The sequence below is a fragment of the Arthrobacter sp. B3I9 genome (assembly GCF_030816935.1).
GTDB lineage: Bacteria > Actinomycetota > Actinomycetes > Actinomycetales > Micrococcaceae > Arthrobacter.
The window spans coordinates 868,769-884,806 of sequence record NZ_JAUSYO010000001.1; the positions used below are offsets into that span (position 1 = coordinate 868,769).

At 65.5% G+C, this 16,038-nt stretch carries 18 protein-coding genes and 3 pseudogenes; 9 read left to right on the plus strand and 12 right to left on the minus strand.

Going from position 1 to position 16,038, the window contains the following annotated elements; all coding sequences use genetic code 11:
* Nucleotides 1–19 precede the first annotated feature (19 nt).
* From trxB to QFZ65_RS04055, 3 genes are all read right to left on the minus strand, one after another.
* Nucleotides 20–1,027 carry a thioredoxin-disulfide reductase gene (gene trxB / locus QFZ65_RS04045; protein WP_306908363.1) on the minus strand — a complete coding sequence of 336 codons (1,008 nt, stop codon included), beginning with the start codon at nucleotides 1,025–1,027 and terminating at the stop codon, nucleotides 20–22.
* 28 nt (nucleotides 1,028–1,055) lie between these two features.
* Nucleotides 1,056–1,478 carry an arsenate reductase ArsC gene (locus tag QFZ65_RS04050; protein ID WP_306908364.1) on the minus strand — a complete coding sequence of 141 codons (423 nt, stop codon included), beginning with the start codon at nucleotides 1,476–1,478 and terminating at the stop codon, nucleotides 1,056–1,058.
* Between the two features lie 189 nt (nucleotides 1,479–1,667).
* Nucleotides 1,668–2,339 (minus strand): metalloregulator ArsR/SmtB family transcription factor, encoded by a 672-nt coding sequence (locus QFZ65_RS04055; RefSeq protein ID WP_306908365.1) that lies wholly within the window; start codon nucleotides 2,337–2,339, stop codon nucleotides 1,668–1,670.
* Nucleotides 2,340–2,385: 46 nt separating this feature from the next.
* Between QFZ65_RS04055 and QFZ65_RS04060 the strand changes: the two genes are divergently transcribed.
* The 4 genes from QFZ65_RS04060 (at nucleotide 2,386) to QFZ65_RS04075 (ending at nucleotide 4,614) form a co-directional block, all read left to right on the plus strand.
* A complete protein-coding gene (locus tag QFZ65_RS04060; RefSeq protein WP_306908366.1) occupies nucleotides 2,386–3,126 on the plus strand; it encodes an MIP/aquaporin family protein in 741 nt (246 codons plus the stop codon).
* Between the two features lie 71 nt (nucleotides 3,127–3,197).
* On the plus strand, nucleotides 3,198–3,548 hold the full coding sequence (locus tag QFZ65_RS04065) for a helix-turn-helix transcriptional regulator (RefSeq protein WP_306908367.1): 351 nt from the start codon (nucleotides 3,198–3,200) through the stop codon (nucleotides 3,546–3,548).
* 23 nt (nucleotides 3,549–3,571) lie between these two features.
* The gene (locus QFZ65_RS04070) at nucleotides 3,572–4,057 is read left to right on the plus strand and encodes a GNAT family N-acetyltransferase (RefSeq protein ID WP_306912495.1); all 486 of its coding nucleotides are present in this window, start codon (nucleotides 3,572–3,574) and stop codon (nucleotides 4,055–4,057) included.
* Between the two features lie 29 nt (nucleotides 4,058–4,086).
* Nucleotides 4,087–4,614, plus strand: a complete 528-nt coding sequence (locus tag QFZ65_RS04075) for a DinB family protein (protein ID WP_306908368.1) — start codon at nucleotides 4,087–4,089, stop codon at nucleotides 4,612–4,614.
* Nucleotides 4,615–4,656: 42 nt separating this feature from the next.
* Here QFZ65_RS04075 and QFZ65_RS04080 read toward each other — a convergent pair whose 3' ends face one another.
* From QFZ65_RS04080 to QFZ65_RS04100, 5 genes and pseudogenes are all read right to left on the minus strand, one after another.
* Nucleotides 4,657–5,346 carry a thioredoxin domain-containing protein gene (locus tag QFZ65_RS04080; protein ID WP_306908369.1) on the minus strand — a complete coding sequence of 230 codons (690 nt, stop codon included), beginning with the start codon at nucleotides 5,344–5,346 and terminating at the stop codon, nucleotides 4,657–4,659.
* Nucleotides 5,346–5,786, minus strand: a pseudogene (locus QFZ65_RS04085) (cation diffusion facilitator family transporter); the annotation flags it as partial. The gene QFZ65_RS04080 and the pseudogene QFZ65_RS04085, both read right to left, overlap by 1 nt.
* Before the next feature lie 47 nt (nucleotides 5,787–5,833).
* Entirely contained in the window at nucleotides 5,834–6,055 is a 222-nt protein-coding gene (locus QFZ65_RS04090) for a hypothetical protein (protein WP_306908370.1), read from the minus strand.
* A gap of 114 nt (nucleotides 6,056–6,169) precedes the next feature.
* A complete protein-coding gene (locus QFZ65_RS04095) occupies nucleotides 6,170–7,012 on the minus strand; it encodes a cation diffusion facilitator family transporter (RefSeq protein WP_306908371.1) in 843 nt (280 codons plus the stop codon).
* On the minus strand, nucleotides 7,009–7,335 hold the full coding sequence (locus tag QFZ65_RS04100) for a helix-turn-helix transcriptional regulator (protein ID WP_306908372.1): 327 nt from the start codon (nucleotides 7,333–7,335) through the stop codon (nucleotides 7,009–7,011). The genes QFZ65_RS04095 and QFZ65_RS04100 overlap by 4 nt, the downstream gene beginning before the upstream one ends.
* Nucleotides 7,336–7,472: 137 nt before the next feature.
* On the opposite strand from QFZ65_RS04100, the gene QFZ65_RS04105 reads away from it, so the two are divergent.
* The gene (locus tag QFZ65_RS04105) at nucleotides 7,473–7,790 is read left to right on the plus strand and encodes a hypothetical protein (RefSeq protein ID WP_306912643.1); all 318 of its coding nucleotides are present in this window, start codon (nucleotides 7,473–7,475) and stop codon (nucleotides 7,788–7,790) included.
* A gap of 148 nt (nucleotides 7,791–7,938) precedes the next feature.
* Here QFZ65_RS04105 and QFZ65_RS04110 read toward each other — a convergent pair.
* Nucleotides 7,939–8,517 (minus strand): annotated as a pseudogene (locus tag QFZ65_RS04110) (isocitrate lyase/phosphoenolpyruvate mutase family protein); the annotation flags it as partial.
* A gap of 88 nt (nucleotides 8,518–8,605) precedes the next feature.
* On the opposite strand from QFZ65_RS04110, the gene QFZ65_RS04115 reads away from it, so the two are divergent.
* Entirely contained in the window at nucleotides 8,606–9,349 is a 744-nt protein-coding gene (locus QFZ65_RS04115; protein ID WP_306908373.1) for a GAF and ANTAR domain-containing protein, read from the plus strand.
* Nucleotides 9,350–9,409: 60 nt separating this feature from the next.
* Nucleotides 9,410–10,351, plus strand: coding sequence for a 5'-3' exonuclease (locus QFZ65_RS04120; RefSeq protein ID WP_306908374.1), 942 nt, complete (start codon nucleotides 9,410–9,412; stop codon nucleotides 10,349–10,351).
* Nucleotides 10,352–10,434: 83 nt separating this feature from the next.
* Here the strand turns inward: QFZ65_RS04120 and QFZ65_RS04125 are convergent.
* The 3 genes and pseudogenes from QFZ65_RS04125 to otnK form a co-directional block, all read right to left on the minus strand.
* Nucleotides 10,435–11,356 (minus strand): annotated as a pseudogene (locus QFZ65_RS04125) (2-hydroxyacid dehydrogenase).
* Nucleotides 11,357–11,473: 117 nt separating this feature from the next.
* Nucleotides 11,474–12,148 carry a class II aldolase/adducin family protein gene (locus tag QFZ65_RS04135; RefSeq protein ID WP_306908377.1) on the minus strand — a complete coding sequence of 225 codons (675 nt, stop codon included), beginning with the start codon at nucleotides 12,146–12,148 and terminating at the stop codon, nucleotides 11,474–11,476.
* The gene (gene otnK / locus QFZ65_RS04140; RefSeq protein ID WP_306908378.1) at nucleotides 12,145–13,428 is read right to left on the minus strand and encodes a 3-oxo-tetronate kinase; all 1,284 of its coding nucleotides are present in this window, start codon (nucleotides 13,426–13,428) and stop codon (nucleotides 12,145–12,147) included. Before otnK ends, QFZ65_RS04135 begins: the two co-directional genes overlap by 4 nt.
* A 190-nt stretch (nucleotides 13,429–13,618) precedes the next feature.
* Between otnK and QFZ65_RS04145 the strand changes: the two genes are divergently transcribed.
* Together QFZ65_RS04145 and QFZ65_RS04150 are read left to right on the plus strand one after the other, a co-directional pair.
* A complete protein-coding gene (locus tag QFZ65_RS04145; protein WP_306908379.1) occupies nucleotides 13,619–14,935 on the plus strand; it encodes an MFS transporter in 1,317 nt (438 codons plus the stop codon).
* Between the two features lie 101 nt (nucleotides 14,936–15,036).
* A complete protein-coding gene (locus QFZ65_RS04150; protein WP_306908380.1) occupies nucleotides 15,037–16,011 on the plus strand; it encodes a 3-hydroxyacyl-CoA dehydrogenase family protein in 975 nt (324 codons plus the stop codon).
* The last annotated feature ends 27 nt before the right edge of the window (nucleotides 16,012–16,038 follow it).

A 16,038-nucleotide genomic window follows, 5' to 3' on the forward strand; every position in this document is an offset into this window, starting at 1 on the left:
ACCTCCTCCCAAGCTCGGGTTATGCGTGCGTGGGTTCTTCCACCAAGGCGGTGGCGATGCTGTCCGCATCCTCTAACGCAGCCAGGTAGCGTTCGGCGTCCAGGGCCGCAGCGCAGCCGGTGCCGGCGGCGGTGATGGCCTGGCGGTAGCGGTGGTCCACGGCGTCGCCGCAGGCGAAGACGCCGGAGAGGTTGGTGACGGTGGTGGGTGAGTCCACCTTGATGTAGCCGTCCTCGTCCAGGTCCACCTGCCCGGTCAGCAGCTCGGTGCGCGGCACGTGGCCGATCGCCACGAAGATGCCGGTCGCGGCCTGGTGCCGGGTTTCCCCGGTGACAGTGTCGGTCAGGGTGACGCCGGTGACCTTGCCGTCGCCGTGGATGGCGGTGACGGCGGAGTTCCACGCGAAGCTGATCTTGGGGTTGTCCTTGGCCCGCTGCGCCATGATGCGGGAGGCGCGCAGTTCGTCCTTGCGCACGACGACGGTGACGGTCTTTCCGAACCGGGTCAGGAAGGTGGCTTCCTCCATGGCGGAGTCACCGCCCCCGACGACGATGATGTCCTGCTCGCGGAAGAAGAACCCGTCGCAGGTGGCACACCAGGAGACGCCGTGGCCGGAAAACTTCTTCTCCTCCGGCAGGCCGAGTTCCTTGTAGGCGGAGCCGGTGGCAAGGATGACCGCCGGGGCCTGGTGGGTCTCGCCGCCGCCGGTAACGACCGTCTTCAGGTGGCCTTTCAGCTGGACTTCTGTGACGTCGTCGAACACGACCTTGGCGCCGAACTTCTCGGCCTGCTCCTGCAGCCCGTCCATCAGTTCCGGGCCCTGGACGCCACCGGGGAAGCCGGGAAAGTTCTCCACCTCGGTGGTGTTCATCAAGGCACCGCCTGCGGTGACGGAACCGGCCAGCACCAGCGGGGCGAGGCCTGCGCGGGCGGCGTAGATGGCGGCGGTGTAGCCGGCCGGGCCGGAGCCGATGATGATCAGCTGCTCGGTGGTGGCGGCCGCGGGGGTGGCGTTGTTGCTGCTCACGGGTGTCTCTCCTGATGTCCTGGGCTGGCTACTTGGCGGCGGGGATGAGGGAGTCGATCAGGCCCTCGATGCGGGTCTTGATCTCGTCGCGGATCGGGCGGACGGAGTCGACGCCCTTGCCGGCCGGGTCCTCCAGGACCCAGTCCTCGTAACGCTTGCCCGGGAAGTAGGGGCACTCGTCGCCGCAGCCCATGGTGATCACCACGTCGGATTCCTTCACGGCCTCGGTAGTGAGGACCTTCGGAACTTCGGCGGACATGTCGATGCCGACTTCGGCCATCGCCTCAACGGCGGCAGGGTTGATCTTGTCGGCGGGGTGGGACCCGGCTGAGCGGACCTCAATCTCGCCCTTGCCCAAAGTGGTGAGGAACGCGGCGGCCATCTGGGAACGTCCGGCGTTGTGGACGCAGACGAACAGAACGGAGGGCTTCTTGGCGGTTTCGGTGCTCACTGTTTTCTCCTGGAATCAGTAGTGGGGGTGAATCGGTCTTTTAGTTGCCCGTCGCACCCACACATCCACCATCCCTCAATATTGATGATGGTCGATGTATGGAGTATCGGACGGTTGATTGATGATTGTCAATATAGGGACTGGGGTGCACAGGGTTATTGCGGTGCTCCATCTTGCGCCCAAGCGGGTCTAGGCGGCGTGCACCCGGGGAGCGAGGTCGCTGATGCGGCTGGAGATGTCGGCGAAAGCGTTCTCGAAGGCCTCCTCGGTGTTGGTCCGGAGCGGATCCGGCACGGACCAATGGATACCGTTGAGGCTGGTGAGTTCCTCATGGGCGTTGTCGCAGACGGTGACGATGAAGTCGCCGCCGGCCACCTCACCTAGCCTCCGCGGCGGAACCTCCGGGAGGTCCACGCCGTGGCGGCGTGCCACATCGATGGCTCCCTGGGAGATGCGGTCCGCCGGGTGGGTTCCTGCGGACGTTGACGGTATTTCACTGACCTGGCGCCAGAGGGCGGCGGCAATCTGGGAACGGGCGCTGTTCCGGGTGCAGACAAACAGAACGCGCCGCGCGCCGTGTTCGGACCCTGGCGCCAGGCCTTCCAGTGCACCTGCGGCCAGGCGGATGTAACTGCGGCGCTTGTCGGCCTCGGAGCGGTGGCGGGTCAGCAGCCCCGCGTCCTCCAGCGCGCGCAGGTGGTGGGACAGCAGGTTCGAGGGCATTCCCAGCTCGGCCTGGAGTTCCGTGGGCGAGAAGTCCCCGAGGGTCAGCAGGTCAACAATGCGCAGCCGCGCCGGATCGGCGAGGGCCGCATGCTTGGCGACCCGCGACTGGAACGCGTCTACTGGTTCAGTTCTCATTGACTCAATTTTGACTGAGCTAATTTTCTGCGTCAAGCTTGGTGCCATGACTACAAAACAGCCGCCGTTGTGGCGCCGTGCCATCGCTGAACTTCTTGGCACCAGCCTGCTCGTGATGATCGTCGTGGGCTCGGGGATCATGGCCCAGCGGCTGTCCCCAAACGATGTCGGCCTGCAGCTGCTGCAGAACAGCACCGCGACGGTGTTGGGCCTGACCGTCCTGATCCTCGTGTTCGGGCCGGTCAGCGGCGCACACTTCAACCCTGTCGTCTCGCTCGCGGACTGGGTCCTGGGACGGCGCAGCGGCACCGGCCTGTACCTGCCGGAGCTGGGCACGTACGTGACCGCACAGACCCTCGGCGCGATCAGCGGCAGCGTGGTCGCGAACGCCATGTTCGAGGTGGGAACCTCGATCTCGGGCAAGGACCGCGCTACGGGAGGTCATTTGCTGGGCGAAGTCGTTGCCACAGCCGGGCTCATTCTGCTGATCTTCGCCCTGGCCGCCACCCAGCGGGGCGTCCTTGCAGCCCCGGCCGTCGGTGCATACATCGGTGCCGCCTACTGGTTCACGTCCTCGACGTCCTTCGCCAACCCCGCCGTGACAGTCGGCCGGATCTTCAGCGACACCTTCGCCGGCATCGCACCTGCCTCCGTCCCCGCGTTCATCATCGCCCAGATCATCGGCGCGGCAGCGGGCCTGGGTCTACTGTTCCTCCTGTTCCCCAGGGCGCACCGCGCCGCCGTCGACGTCGTACTCCCACACGACACCGCAAAGAGCACCTCCTAGTCGACCTCACTGGAATACCCGACTACCACCCCACTCATTGATGAGCGTCAATATCGGCGCATAATGGGTAGATGAATTTGCTGCCAGTTCTCGAGCCAGACACGGACAAAGCCTGCTGCCCGCCGGCAGGAGGGCCTGCCATGAGCGCTGAGGCAGCGAAGCAGCAGGCCATAGTCTTCAAGGCGCTGGCTGACCCGAACCGGCTCCGGCTGCTCTCCATCATCAAGGCCGCACCGTCCGGGTCGACCTGCGTGTGCGACCTCACCGAGCCTTTGGACCTCGGCCAGCCCACGGTGTCCCACCACCTGAAGATCCTGGTCGAAGCCGGGCTGCTGCGCCGCGAGAAGCGCGGCACCTGGGCCTACTTCTCCCTTGCCCCCGGCGGACTGGACCGCGCCGCGGACCTTCTGGCGAACCTGTGACCTCCACCCTGACCATCCGGGCCATGGAACCGGCGGACTGGCAACAGGTCCGGAGCATTTATCAGGAGGGCATCGACACCGGCCACGCGACGTTTGAATCCTTTGCCCCGGACTGGGAACACTTTGACCAGTCCAGGCTGCCCGGGCACCGGCACGTTGCGGCTTCCGGCGACGGGACGGTCGTGGGTTGGGCGGCGGTCTCGCCCGTATCGGCCCGGCCGGTGTACGCCGGAGTGGTAGAACACTCCGTGTACGTTGCCTCCACTGCCCGCGGGTTGGGCATCGGCAAAGCCCTCCTCCAAGCCCTCATTGACTCCACCGAGAACGATGGCATCTGGACCATCCAGGCCAGTGTCTTCCCAGAGAACGAAGCCAGCCTCAAACTCCACCTGACCACTGGCTTCACCATCGTCGGCCGCCGGCGGCGCATCGCCCGGATGACATACGGCCCATTGAACGGGCAGTGGCGCGACACCCTCCTGATCGAACACCGCTCACCCAGCATCTAAACAACCAGCCAGCGGTGGGGAGGGGGAACGTGGAACCGACAGAGGACGAGATCATGGCCGGATACGGCCGGGCCCGGGCGGACCTTGAGAGGTGGCTGGCGGGCGCTACTGCCGCGGACCTTGGCAGTAAGAGCAACGGTACGAAGTGGACCAATGAAGAACTGCTCTTCCACATGGTTTTCGGCTACATGGTGGTCCGTTCGCTGCTGCCGCTGGTCCACCTCATCAGCAGGCTCCCCGCACCTGTTGGAAAGGCCTTCGCCGCACTCCTGAACGCGGGCACCCGCCCCTTCGACGTCATAAATTACTGGGGCTCCCGCAGCGCAGCGGTGTACTTCAACAAGCGGCGGATGGCCCGGAAACTCGACAAAACCATCAACGCCATCACCCGCACCCTGAAGCGCGAAAGCATGACATCCCTATCCAGGTCGATGCCGTTCCCGGACCGGTGGGACCCGTTCTTCGCACCCACCATGACACTCAACGACGTCTACGCCTATCCCACCAAGCACTTCGACTTCCACGCGCACCAACTCAGCCTGAACGGAGCTGCCTGAGTTTCCAGTCGGGTCGGTTACTCCTTTGCCCCCGCTGGGTGGTCACTTGGCCGCGTCGTCGAGCAGCTGTCGGAACTGTTCTTCGCTGTTGAGCGTGAGTTTTTGCCCGTCAAGGAAGAATGAGGGAGTTCCGGTGACCCCGAGGGCTTTTCCGTCCGCGAAGTCCTTGCGGATCCGTTCCCTGGTTTCTTCGGCAGCCACGGCGGCGTCGTACTTTTCCATGTCCAGGCCAAGTCCTTCGGCGAACGTCCTGAACAGGGCGTTCTGGAACTCCTGCTTTTCGCCCCACTGCGGCTGGGTTTCGAACATCTTCGCGACCATTTCCTCGTATTTGCCCTGCTGCGCCGCGGCTTCCACCGCGAGGGCGGCCTGGCCGGAGTTCTTGTGCGACGGGAGGGGAAAGTAGCGGTGCACGAACGTGATCCGGTCCCCGTACTCCTGCTTGAGTTCCTGCACCAGCGGATCGGCGGCACGGCAAGATTCACATTCAAAGTCCAGGAACTCCACCAGCTGTGCTTTTTCGGTGGCGGGGCTGGTGACACGGTGGCTGTCGTCCCTGACCAGCTGCGCTTCCGCGACCGGTTTCAGGGCTGCCGGTTCGGGTTTGGTGGCGGTGAACACCGCGTACCAGATCAGGCCGACGCCAACGACGGCGGCGAGCAGGATCCAAAGGACGATGCGGACCTTGCGTGCGGGGTCAGTGGCTTTGGTGGCCGGTGCTGCTGGTGACATTAGTGGGGGATGCTTTCCTGATCGCGGTGGGCGGCTGGTTCAACCTGGAAGGTGGAGTGTTCGAAGCTGACGTCAAAGTGTTCGGCGACGCAGCGCTGGAGGTCCCCCAGGATGGTCGCGGAGTGACCGTCACGCATGCACTTGTCCTGGACGGTGACGTGGGCGGAGAGGACCGGGATCCCCGAGCCCACCAGGGAGGCATGCAGGTCGTGGACGTCGATGACATGCGGCAGGGCCAGGATGTGTTCGCGGACCTTTGCCAGGTCAAGTCCGCGGGGCACGCTTTCCATCAGCACATCGGTCGTTTCGCGCAGCAGTTTCAGGGTGCGGGGAATGATCAGCGCACCGATCAGCAGGGATACGACGGCGTCTGCCTGGACCCAGCCTGTAACGGCGATGATCACAGAGAAGGTGATCCCGAAGACGATGACCAGCTTGCCTCTGTGGCCGCCGACGTCAGAGGCGCCATGACTGTGGTCGTGCCCGCTCAAGCCTCGACCCCCGTCAGGTCGAATCCGGCCAGGCCACGCAAAGCAGCGCGCAGCGACTCAACGGACGGCAGACCCGAAAGACCTTGATCGGTTTGATAAACCCGGCAGCTGATCCCGGGCCCCGCCACGGAGGGAAAGAGGTCCTGGCCGGCGGCTATGAACGATGGGGACCCCTGGAAGTTCAGGGCGGCCACGTCGGCCTCTGACGTTATCTCCATGATCTTCGCGAGGTCAGGATCAATCTTTTCGTCCCTCAGCGCTGCCCGAAAGAGCTCGAGTGCGGGCAGACTGTTTGGACAGCCAGGTATGGTGCGGAGCTCGTAGTACATCGCTTAATCGTCCCGGCGCTTCACGGTAAGACCCAGGCTGCGGGGGCCTGGCTCCGACGCGGTGGTTGAGCTGCAATCGTCGCAGCAGGTCGGGGCCTTGGTTGCAGCCACAGTGGAACCTTCGCCGGGGGCGAGGGCTGTGATCTCCTGGTCCTCATGGCCGTCCGGCCCAGCCGGGGCGCAGCAGTCGTCGCCTTCGTCGTGGCCAGTGTCGGCGCCGGGAACGGTGCAGCACACGTCACCCTTCCAGGCGTTGACCCCTTCGCGGATCGCAATCGCGGCGATCACCAGGGCTGCTCCGGCGTCGGCCCACCACCAACCAAGGGTGCTGTTCAGGACCAGGCCAACCAGCAGGACTGCGGAGAGGTAGGTGCATAACAGCGTCTGTTTGGAATCAGCGACGGCAGTACGGGATCCCAGCTCCCGGCCCGCGCGGCGCTGCGCCCACGACAGGACAGGCATGATAGCCAGGCTCAAGGCCGCGATGATGATGCCGGGCGTCGAATGCTGAGCCTCGCCTCCACCGGCGAGGGACCGTACGGCGTCCACGGTCACGAACGTCGCGAGGGCGAAGAAGGAGAGGGCGATGATCCGCAGGGTCAAGTGTTCGCGGCGTTCGGGATCCTTTGCGGAGAACTGCCAGGACAGGGCCACGGCCGACGATACTTCGATCACCGAGTCCAGACCGAACCCGATCAGGGCTGAGGAATCGGCGACCCCGCCGGCCCAGAGCGCCACCACGGCTTCGATGACGTTGTAGGTGATGGTCCCGGCGGCGAACAAACGGATCCTGCGGGACAGGACGGCCCTCCGTTGCTGGATCGGGGTCTGCAGCGCGGCCGTCATGCGAAGCACGTCCCGTCCGGAGCGCAGCAGGAGGGATCCACGGCCAGGACAACGCCGAGCAGGTCCTTGATCGCGTGGCCCAGCCGGGCATCTGCCAGTTCGTACCGGGTCCTCCGTCCATCAGGGACAGCGACAACCAGGCCACACCCGCGCAGGCAGGTCAGGTGGTTGGACATGCTCTGCCGGGACACCCCCAGGGCATCGGCAAGATCAGAGGGATAGGCAGGGGCGTCCGAGAGCGTCAGGAGGATCCTGGCGCGGGTCGCATCCGAGACGGCGTAGCCAAAGCGGGCCAGCACGGGCGCCTGAGTGAGGGTTTCCATAACCTCAAAGTACATCTATGGATGTATTCAGGCAATCCTGTAATGACTTTTACGGCCTGGCTTCAGGGACTGCTGCAACCCCCAACATTTCTTGGCGGCTCGGAACCCTAGGGATTCGAGGCGGGCGAATTCCAGTGGTGCCTGCAACACCGGACTTAGTTGAGGTGCAGGCGAAGCTGCGGGACTTCAGCGCGCAGACCGGCCTGCCGATGGAGGAGCTGCTGGCCCGGGCGGATCCGCCGGACCCGGCCCGGTTGCTCGAATCGGCAGGCTGGAACTGTGCGGAACATTCAGTGGCGGGGCTGTCGGCCCGCTACGGCCGGGCCATCTCGCTCGACGCAACGGACGAGCTCCTGGGGGAAGACCGCAACGACGGCGCACGCGGCGGGTTCGTGACCGCGTGGCTGCCGGCGCCTGCCTCACGCCAGCGGACGCGCAGTTACGCAGGCGGTTGAACCCCGGCTGCCGGTCAGCCGGTGGTGCGCTGGCTGAATGACACGAGACGGGACTGCATCTCCCAGTACGGAGTGGCAACCGGCACCTGGTTGCCGCGTCAACCGCTGCGCGGTACGGCAGGGAGCCGGAACTCACCCGCCTGACCCCCAGCTCACCCAGCTCGGCCACAGTCAGCGAGGGATGTGCCAGCACGTTGACCGGCAACCCGATACCGGCGGTGATGGTCTGGATGTCCTCCGGTGCCTTGAGGCCGGGGACAAAGATCCCGTCCGCCCCGGCGTCGGCGTAGGCGTTGGCCCTGCGCAAGACGGCAGCCACGGTGGCCTGTTCGCCGAACCAGATGTTGTCAACGCGGGCGTTGATGAACATCGCCGGGCTGCGTCGCTTGGCGGCGGTAACTTTCGCGGCAAAGGACGCTGGATCGACAAGGTTGCCGGCCGTGCTGTCCTCCAGGTTGACCCCGGCCACGCCCAGGGCCGCCAGCTGGGCTACATAGTCCGCCACCTCATCGGGGTCCTCGGAGTAGCCGTCCTCTATGTCCGCCGTCACGTGGACCGGCAGTCGGCGCACCTGCGCGACCAACGCGGCCGTTAGCGCCTTGCTGGACCGGCCGCCGTCGGGCATGCCGGCACTTGCCGCAATGCCAAAGCTGGTGGTGCCGACGGCCCGAAATCCTGCTGCCGCCAAAGCCAAGGCGGATCCGACGTCCCACGCGTTGGGCAGCACTGACCTTCACATTGCCGTCCCGGGCCGGTCACGGAGACCCTTTAGGGCTAGATTGGAACGGTCAGCCTTGAGTCCGAGAGGAGGCGGCATGGATTTTGATGAGCAGGGGCTTCGTGGCGAGGTAGCCGGGGAGCTCCAGGATCTGGTCCTGGACAGCGCCGATGTGGAGGAATTCCTCCGCGATTTGGCCCGCTACACCTCCCACGAGCTCTCCCGGACCGGCCGGCCCGTGATTTGCGGGATAACCATCATGCGGCATCGGAAACAGGCCACGAGGGCGGCGAGCAGCCCTGAAGCGTTCGCGATGGACGAGATCCAGAACAGGGCGGGGGACGGGCCGTGCCTTGCTGCGATGCGGGACCTGGCGACCGTATACGTCCCGGACGTGCGGCGCGAGGAGAGATGGCCGGAGCTTTCTCTTTCGGCGGCAAGCCAGGGTTATCTTTCCATCCTGGGTGTTCCGGTGTGGCTCGAGGACCAGACCCGGGCGGCGCTGAACCTCTACGCCTCCGGTCCTGCTTCCTTCACCGCGGCGGACGTCACCCTGGCTGAGAACTTCGCGGACCAGGCGTCCAAGTCCTTGCGGCTGGCACTGCGGATCGCCCGTCTTCGCGATGCCCGTGACGACCTGGCCGCCGCCATGGAGTCCCGGGCTGTCATTGACATGGCTGTCGGGGTGGTGATGGCCCAGAACCGTTGCGCTCCCGAGGAGGCCTTCGAACTGCTCAGGAGCGCCTCGAACTCCCGGAACACCAAGCTCCGGGAGGTGGCCGCCTCGGTTGTCGCCTCAATTTCGGGCAGGGCCGAGGTCAAGGCGCATTTCGAGGAGTAACTGCGGCCGAGTCCGGGTTCCGGCCGGTGCTTCGCGGGCACATCCGTGTCAGGATCAGTCATGACACACCGACTGATGCTGCTCGACACCGCCTCGTTGTACTTCCGCGCGTTCTATGGCGTTCCCGACACGATCCGCCGCGCTGATGGCACCCCGGTGAACGCGGTCCGGGGTCTGCTGGACATGATCGCGAGGCTGACAACCGACTATGGAGCGACGCACCTCGTGGCGTGCTGGGACGACGACTGGCGTCCGCAGTGGCGGGTAGACCTGCTGCCCACCTACAAGTCCCACCGGGTCGCGGAAGTGGTGGCAGGTGCCCCCGACGTGGAGGTGGTGCCCGACGCGCTCGAGGCGCAGATTCCCATGATCCGCAGGGTGCTCGGCCTCGCCGGCATTGCCATCGTGGGGGCCCCGGACCATGAGGCGGACGACGTCGTGGGCACCTACGCCAGCCAAGCGGAGCTTCCGGTCGACGTGGTCACGGGTGACCGGGACCTCTTCCAGGTGGTCGACGACGCCCGCCAGGTGCGGGTGATCTATACCGCGCGCGGCATGAAGAATCTCGAAACCGTGACGGACGTCGTGGTTGTGGGCAAGTATCGCGTGCTGCCCGAGCAGTACGCTGATTATGCGACCCTCCGCGGCGACGCCTCGGACGGGCTGCCGGGGGTGGCCGGGATCGGCGAGAAGACCGCCGCGTCGTTGCTGGGGGAATACGGCACGCTCGAGGGTCTGCTGGCGGCGGCAGCGGATAAGGGAAGCGGGTTGTCCGCGTCAGTGCGGTCCAAGCTCACCGCAGCGGCGCAATACCTTTCGGCGGCGCCCACGGTCGTGCGAATCGTCCGCGACCTTGAGCTGCCCACCCTTGAGGAGGCCAGCGCGCAGCTGCACCCTGTGACCGGTGATTCACGCGCCGAGCTGGAGCGGCTTGGCACCGAGTGGAACCTCGGCGGTTCGGTCCGGCGCCTCCTCGCAGCCCTGGACACCCTGTCCCAGTAAGAGCCGCGGACGACGCCGCGCACAGGGGCGCGGCCAACGCCGCGCACGGCGGCGCTTGAGAGCCGCCGCGGACGGGCGGCGGCTCAGCCGCCCAGCACCACGTTCGCGGGCGGTTCCCCGGCCAGCATGAGCTCAATCTGGCGCTGCAGGAGCCGGCCCATGCGGGGGCGCATCGCCGCACTCGCCCCGCCCACATGCGGGGTGATGATGACGCCGGGCGCCGACCAGAGCGGGTGGCCGGCGGGCAGCGGCTCCGGGTCCGTAACGTCGAGCGCGGCCCGGATCCGGCCCCCAGCCGTATGGCGGACCACGGCCTCGGTGTCCGCCACGGCACCCCGGGCCACGTTGACCAGCAGCGCACCGTCGGGCATGGCGGAAAGGAAGGCGTCATCGATCAGGTGCCGCGTGGAGTCGCTGTACGGAACTGCCACCACCACAATGTCGTGGTCCGGCAGGAGCCCGGGCAGCTCGGCAATGCCGTGGACAGGCCCGTCCCCGTCCGCCCGCGCCCGGCTGGCTACACGCGTAACGCTGGTTTCGAACGGAAGGAGCCGCTGCTCGATGGCCTTGCCCACGCCGCCGTATCCCACCATCAGGACGCGGCAGTCCGCCAGGCTCGCGGTCAGCTTGGCCTCCCAAAGACCCTCCTGCTGGTTGCTGAAGAGCCTCGGCAGCTCCCGCTGGCTGGCCAGGATCATGGCCAGGGCAAGCTCGGCGGTGGACGTCTCGTGCACGCCGGCGGCATTGGCGAAAACCCGGCCGGGGGGCAGGAACTCCGTCACGCCGTCGTACCCGATCGACTGGCTCTGCACCAGCGACGTCTCCACGTCCTCAAGCCTGCGCAACACCGTTGCTCCGCCCATGTAGGGGCGGGACAACGATGTCGATCTTGGACTGCGGAGCATCGTCTTCGAAGTCCCACTCGAGCACCGAGACGTCCGGGTGCGGTGCCAGGTACTGGCGAAGGGCGGCGTCCGGCAGGCTGACGCTGATTTTCCGGGTCATAGGTTTCCAACAGCTCCGTCGGCTCGGGGCAGGCCGTTCCGATGACTGGGCTGCCGGTTCGTTGATCTCCGCTGCCAGCCTAACCGAGCGGCAGGGGGGCGGTGCAATGCGTCCCGCTTAGGGGCCGCTGGTCTTCCACGTCGTTCCGTAGGTACGGGTCAGCTCAGCTATCTCGGCGTCGTCGAGCAGCCTCGCAGGCCGTTCCTGCAGCAGGAGTACAAGTTTGGCGGCTTCCTCGATTTCGATGATTGCGTCCACAGCCTGCTGGACCGATGCACCTGATGTAAGAGGTCCGTGATTTTGAAGCAGCACCGCGCTGAAGTCAAAGTCGAGACTGTTGATATAGGCGCCCTGGGAGCTGTTGCCGGGTGCTGCATACGGGATGAGGGGAACCTGTCCGACCCGCATCACCAAATACGGAGTGATGGGAGGAAGGGCGCTGTGCGGCGCCCACGGCTGGGTGCAGGAGAGCGCGGCGGCATTGGGGGAGTGGAGATGGACGACGGCGGTCATGTCCGGGTACCGGGCGTACATCGCCTGGTGTAGGGGAAACTCCTTGGACGCCTTCGGGCCGCCGAGCACGTCGCCGTCAAGGCTCAGGAGCGCCAGGTTTCCGGCATCGAGTGACGCGAGATCCGATCCGGTAGGCGACATCAGCACTGTGTCACCGATGCGCACACTGATGTTGCCGCTGGAGCCCGGGCTGAGCCCCAGCCCGGCCAGCGTTGCGCCGGCCTGTACGAGGTCCTGGCAAAGAGGGTGACCAGCAAGGTCCGCCTGCGCGGTGCTCATGACAGGTTCTCCCAGGCAGACGTGAACATGTCTACACCGGCGAAGTTGCCCGATTTCAACGCGAGCCGGAGGTCGGTTCCGTCGGGGGTCGTGCCGGCACCCCAGGCCACTCCTGCTGCGATGGCTGGACCGATGGTCAGGCTGGGGACTTGAAGTGCGCTGACGATTCTGCCCGAGGTTTCCCCGCCGGCAATGATGAACTGGCGTGCCCCTTGGCCGACGAGTCTGCGCGCGATGTCCGCCAGCGCCTCTTCCACTACTTCGTTGGCCGGGCGTTCGGTTGAGGCGGGGTCTGCGGGGTGAAGGTCTTCCAGGGAGTCCACGGAGTAGACGAGGACGGGCCGGAGCGGATCGTCCTCCCACTGGCTCTTCGCCCAGGCGGCGATGTCACTGGTTGTCTGCTCGAACCGCTCCCTCAGGTCCGTCAGGTTGAGCTTCACTGAGGGCAGGCTCGATCGCCCGTGGTTGACTTGCGCGCGTGTGGCCGCCGAGGCGCTGCCGCTCAGAACAGCGCGGAACCCTTTAACCGGGGGGAGTGCGCGTGCAACGTCGGGATCCTGCCCCGAATTGGGGTGGACGAGTCCGAGTGCCAGCCCCGAGCCGCCGGTGATGACTTTCAGGTCGGCCGACGCCGAAGCGATGGTCCGGAGGTCGGCGTCGTCCACCGCATCGATGACGACCAGGGTGGCCGGCTTGCTGCGGTGCTGGAGGCGGGAGTCCGCTATAGCCCGGGCCAAAGCACCGGCTCCTTCCCGCACAGTATCCAGCGGAACGTGCGCCACCGAGTTGGCTGTTTGGGGCTGCAGAAGCAGCTCGACGCGGGATTCGAGCATCGGCGTGAGCGGATGATGCCGCATGGAACTCTCGTGCAGGGGCACGTCTCCGACAAACAGGCGGCCGTCCCGGACGGTACGCCCCGCGGCAGGAAAGGCGGGGACCACTATGGTCGTGTCCTGGTCCAACTGGTCAAGAACCGCATCGATGATGGGACCGATGTTCCCCTTCGCGGTCGAATCGAACGTCGAGCAGTACTTCACGTAGATTTTCTCGACGCCCAGGGCTCCCAGGAAGTCCAAGGCCTGCAGGCTGCTGCCCACGGCCTCATCCACCGGTGCCGTGCGGGATTTCAGGGCCACGACCACAGCGTCGGCGTCCCGGATATCAGCGGTTGCGCCCTGGTGCCCGAAGACCACGACTGTACGCAGGCCCTGCGACACCAGGTTGGTGGCTAGGTCCGTCGCCCCGGTGAAATCGTCCGCTATGCATCCTACGAAGGGCATTTTCCTTCTCCATTCCGCGCAAAGCGCCGCCGGCCTTGATCAGGTGGTGTGAACAAATGTTCCCACAGTTGACTCATGTGTGAAATAACTATACCTTATGTGAGGCAGGGCACGTTTGGCAGCTGGTCGCCCTCTTCTGAACCCGAGTTCCAATTCCTCTTGTACCCACCCCAAAGGAGCGGTGACGATCATGTCGTCGAATACCACCGAAGAAGTGCGGCCGGTTCCGGCCCCGACGCCCCATGTTCTGAGGCAACGCCGCCGAGCGCAGCTGGGCTCCCTGATCGGTACCACCATTGAGTGGTACGAGTACTACATCTACGGTGCCACGGCCGCGCTGGTCTTCCCGGCCATGTTCTTTCCCGCAGATGATCGCCTGGTTTCGGTGATTTCCTCGTTCGCCTCGTTCGGCCTGGCCTTCGTTATCCGTCCCGTAGGCGCAGCCGTCTTCGGCCACTACGGGGACCGCATCGGCCGCAAGACCACCCTGATTGTCAGCCTGGTCATGACCGGCGTGGCCACGTTTGCGATGGGTTTCCTTCCCACGTACCAGCAGATAGGCCTGGCTGCTCCGCTGCTGCTCCTGTTCCTCCGCCTGGTGCAAGGCTTCGGTGTAGGCGGTGAATGGGGCGGCGCCGTCCTGGTGTCACTCGAGTGGGGCGACCAGAAGAAGCGTGGGGCATCCGGCTCCTGGCCGCAGATGGGCACCTCGATCGGCCTTATCCTGTCGACGTCGGCAGTCCTCATTGCCACTGCGGTTACGGGCGACCAGTTCCTCGTCTGGGGATGGCGGATTCCCTTTATCTTCGCCGGGCTGCTCGTCATCGTCGGCCTGCTGGTACGGCTCTCCCTGGAGGAGACCCCGTCGTTTGCCGCCACGAAGGACGCCGGGAAGATCGAGAAGAATCCGGTGGGATCGGTCCTGCGCCGCTTCCCGAAAGAGCTCATTCTCTCGGCCCTTATCCGCCTCTCCGAGCAGATGCCGTTCTATATCTTCACAGCCTTCATCCTCGACTACGCCACCAAGACCGCAGGCTACGACCGCACCTTCGTCCTCATGGGGACCCTTGTGGCCGCCTGCGTGGACCTGATCCTTCTGCCGTACTTCGCCCGCGTTGGTGACCGCATCGGCCGCCGGAAGATCTACTACATCGGTTGTGCCGTGCTCGTCCTGATGGCATTCCCGTACTTCTGGATGCTGGATTCGGGCAACCCGACGGTCGCTTTCCTGGCGATCTCCCTGTCACTGCTGCCGCACGCCATCCAGTACGGCGCCCAGGCATCACTGATTTCCGAGCAGTTCCCCGTGAACGTCCGGTACGCAGGTGCCGGCATCGGCTACCAGCTGGCCTCGCTCGTTGCGGGCGGACCTGCACCGCTGTTGGCTGCCCTGCTGCTCGCCAGCTTCGGCACCGGCTACTCGGTTGCCGCGTACCTCGTACTCGGTGGAATCATCGCAGCCGTCGCCCTGCGCTTCATGCCAAACCGCACCAGCAACACACTCTAATCAAGCCCGGGACCCGCGCCTGCGCGGGTCCCGGAGCGTTCCTGCACTACCGCTCCCGCGGCCGCCCCCTGTTCCCGGGCCGACTTACAAAGGATCTACAAATGAGCACAGACTCAGCGACACCCATCATCAAGAAGACCGCAGTCATTGGTTCCGGCTACATGGGCGGCGGCATCGCCCAGGTTCTCGCCTTGGGCGGCATGGACGTGGTGCTTGGCGACGTCGACGCCGAAACTGCCCACAAGTCCCGGCGCCGCCTGATCGACCAGGCTAAATCCTTTGAAGCCGACGGGCTTTTTGATGCGGGCTCGGCAGAACTGCTCGAACAACGCCTCACGGCCGCAGACTCCGTCGAAGAGGCCGTGGCGGATGCCGACTACATCACCGAAGCCGTGTTCGAAAAGCTGGAAGTAAAGCTGGAAGCCCTCGGCCGGATATCAGCGGCAGCAAAACCGGACGCCATCATCGGATCAAATACCTCGGCGATCCCCATCACCGAGCTTGCCGCCGTCGTCGTCAATCCGGAACGGTTCCTCGGCGTCCACTGGATGAACCCCGCTCCCTTTATCCCCGGGGTGGAACTCATCGCCAGCGCCGTGACCGATCCCGGTGTTCTGGACGTAGCCGAGAACCTCATCAAATCAGTCGGAAAGACCCCCGCCCGGGTTGCGGACACACCGGGATTCGTGGCCAACCGGCTGCAGTTCGCCCTGTACAAGGAAGCCGTCAAAGTTGTCGAGGAAGGCCTCGCCAGCCCGGCGCAGGTGGACCTCGTGGTCAGCAACGCGTTCGGTTTCCGCCTTGCGCTCTTCGGCCCCTTCGCCATCGGGGACATGGCCGGCCTGGACGTTTACGCGTCGTCGTACTCCACCCTTGCCAAAACCTATGGCGAGCGGTTTGAAGCACCGGATTCCCTGAAGGCCAGTGTGGAGGCCGGAAACCTGGGCGTAAAGTCAGGTGCGGGATATCTGGACATCGATCCGGAGCAGACCGCAGCCCTGCTCGCGTACAGGGACAAGGCCTACCGCCGCCTGAGCCAGCTCCGGACCGAGCTCGGACAGGCGCCCGGACTGTAGTCCCTGACGGCCTCCCGACTGCGCGAT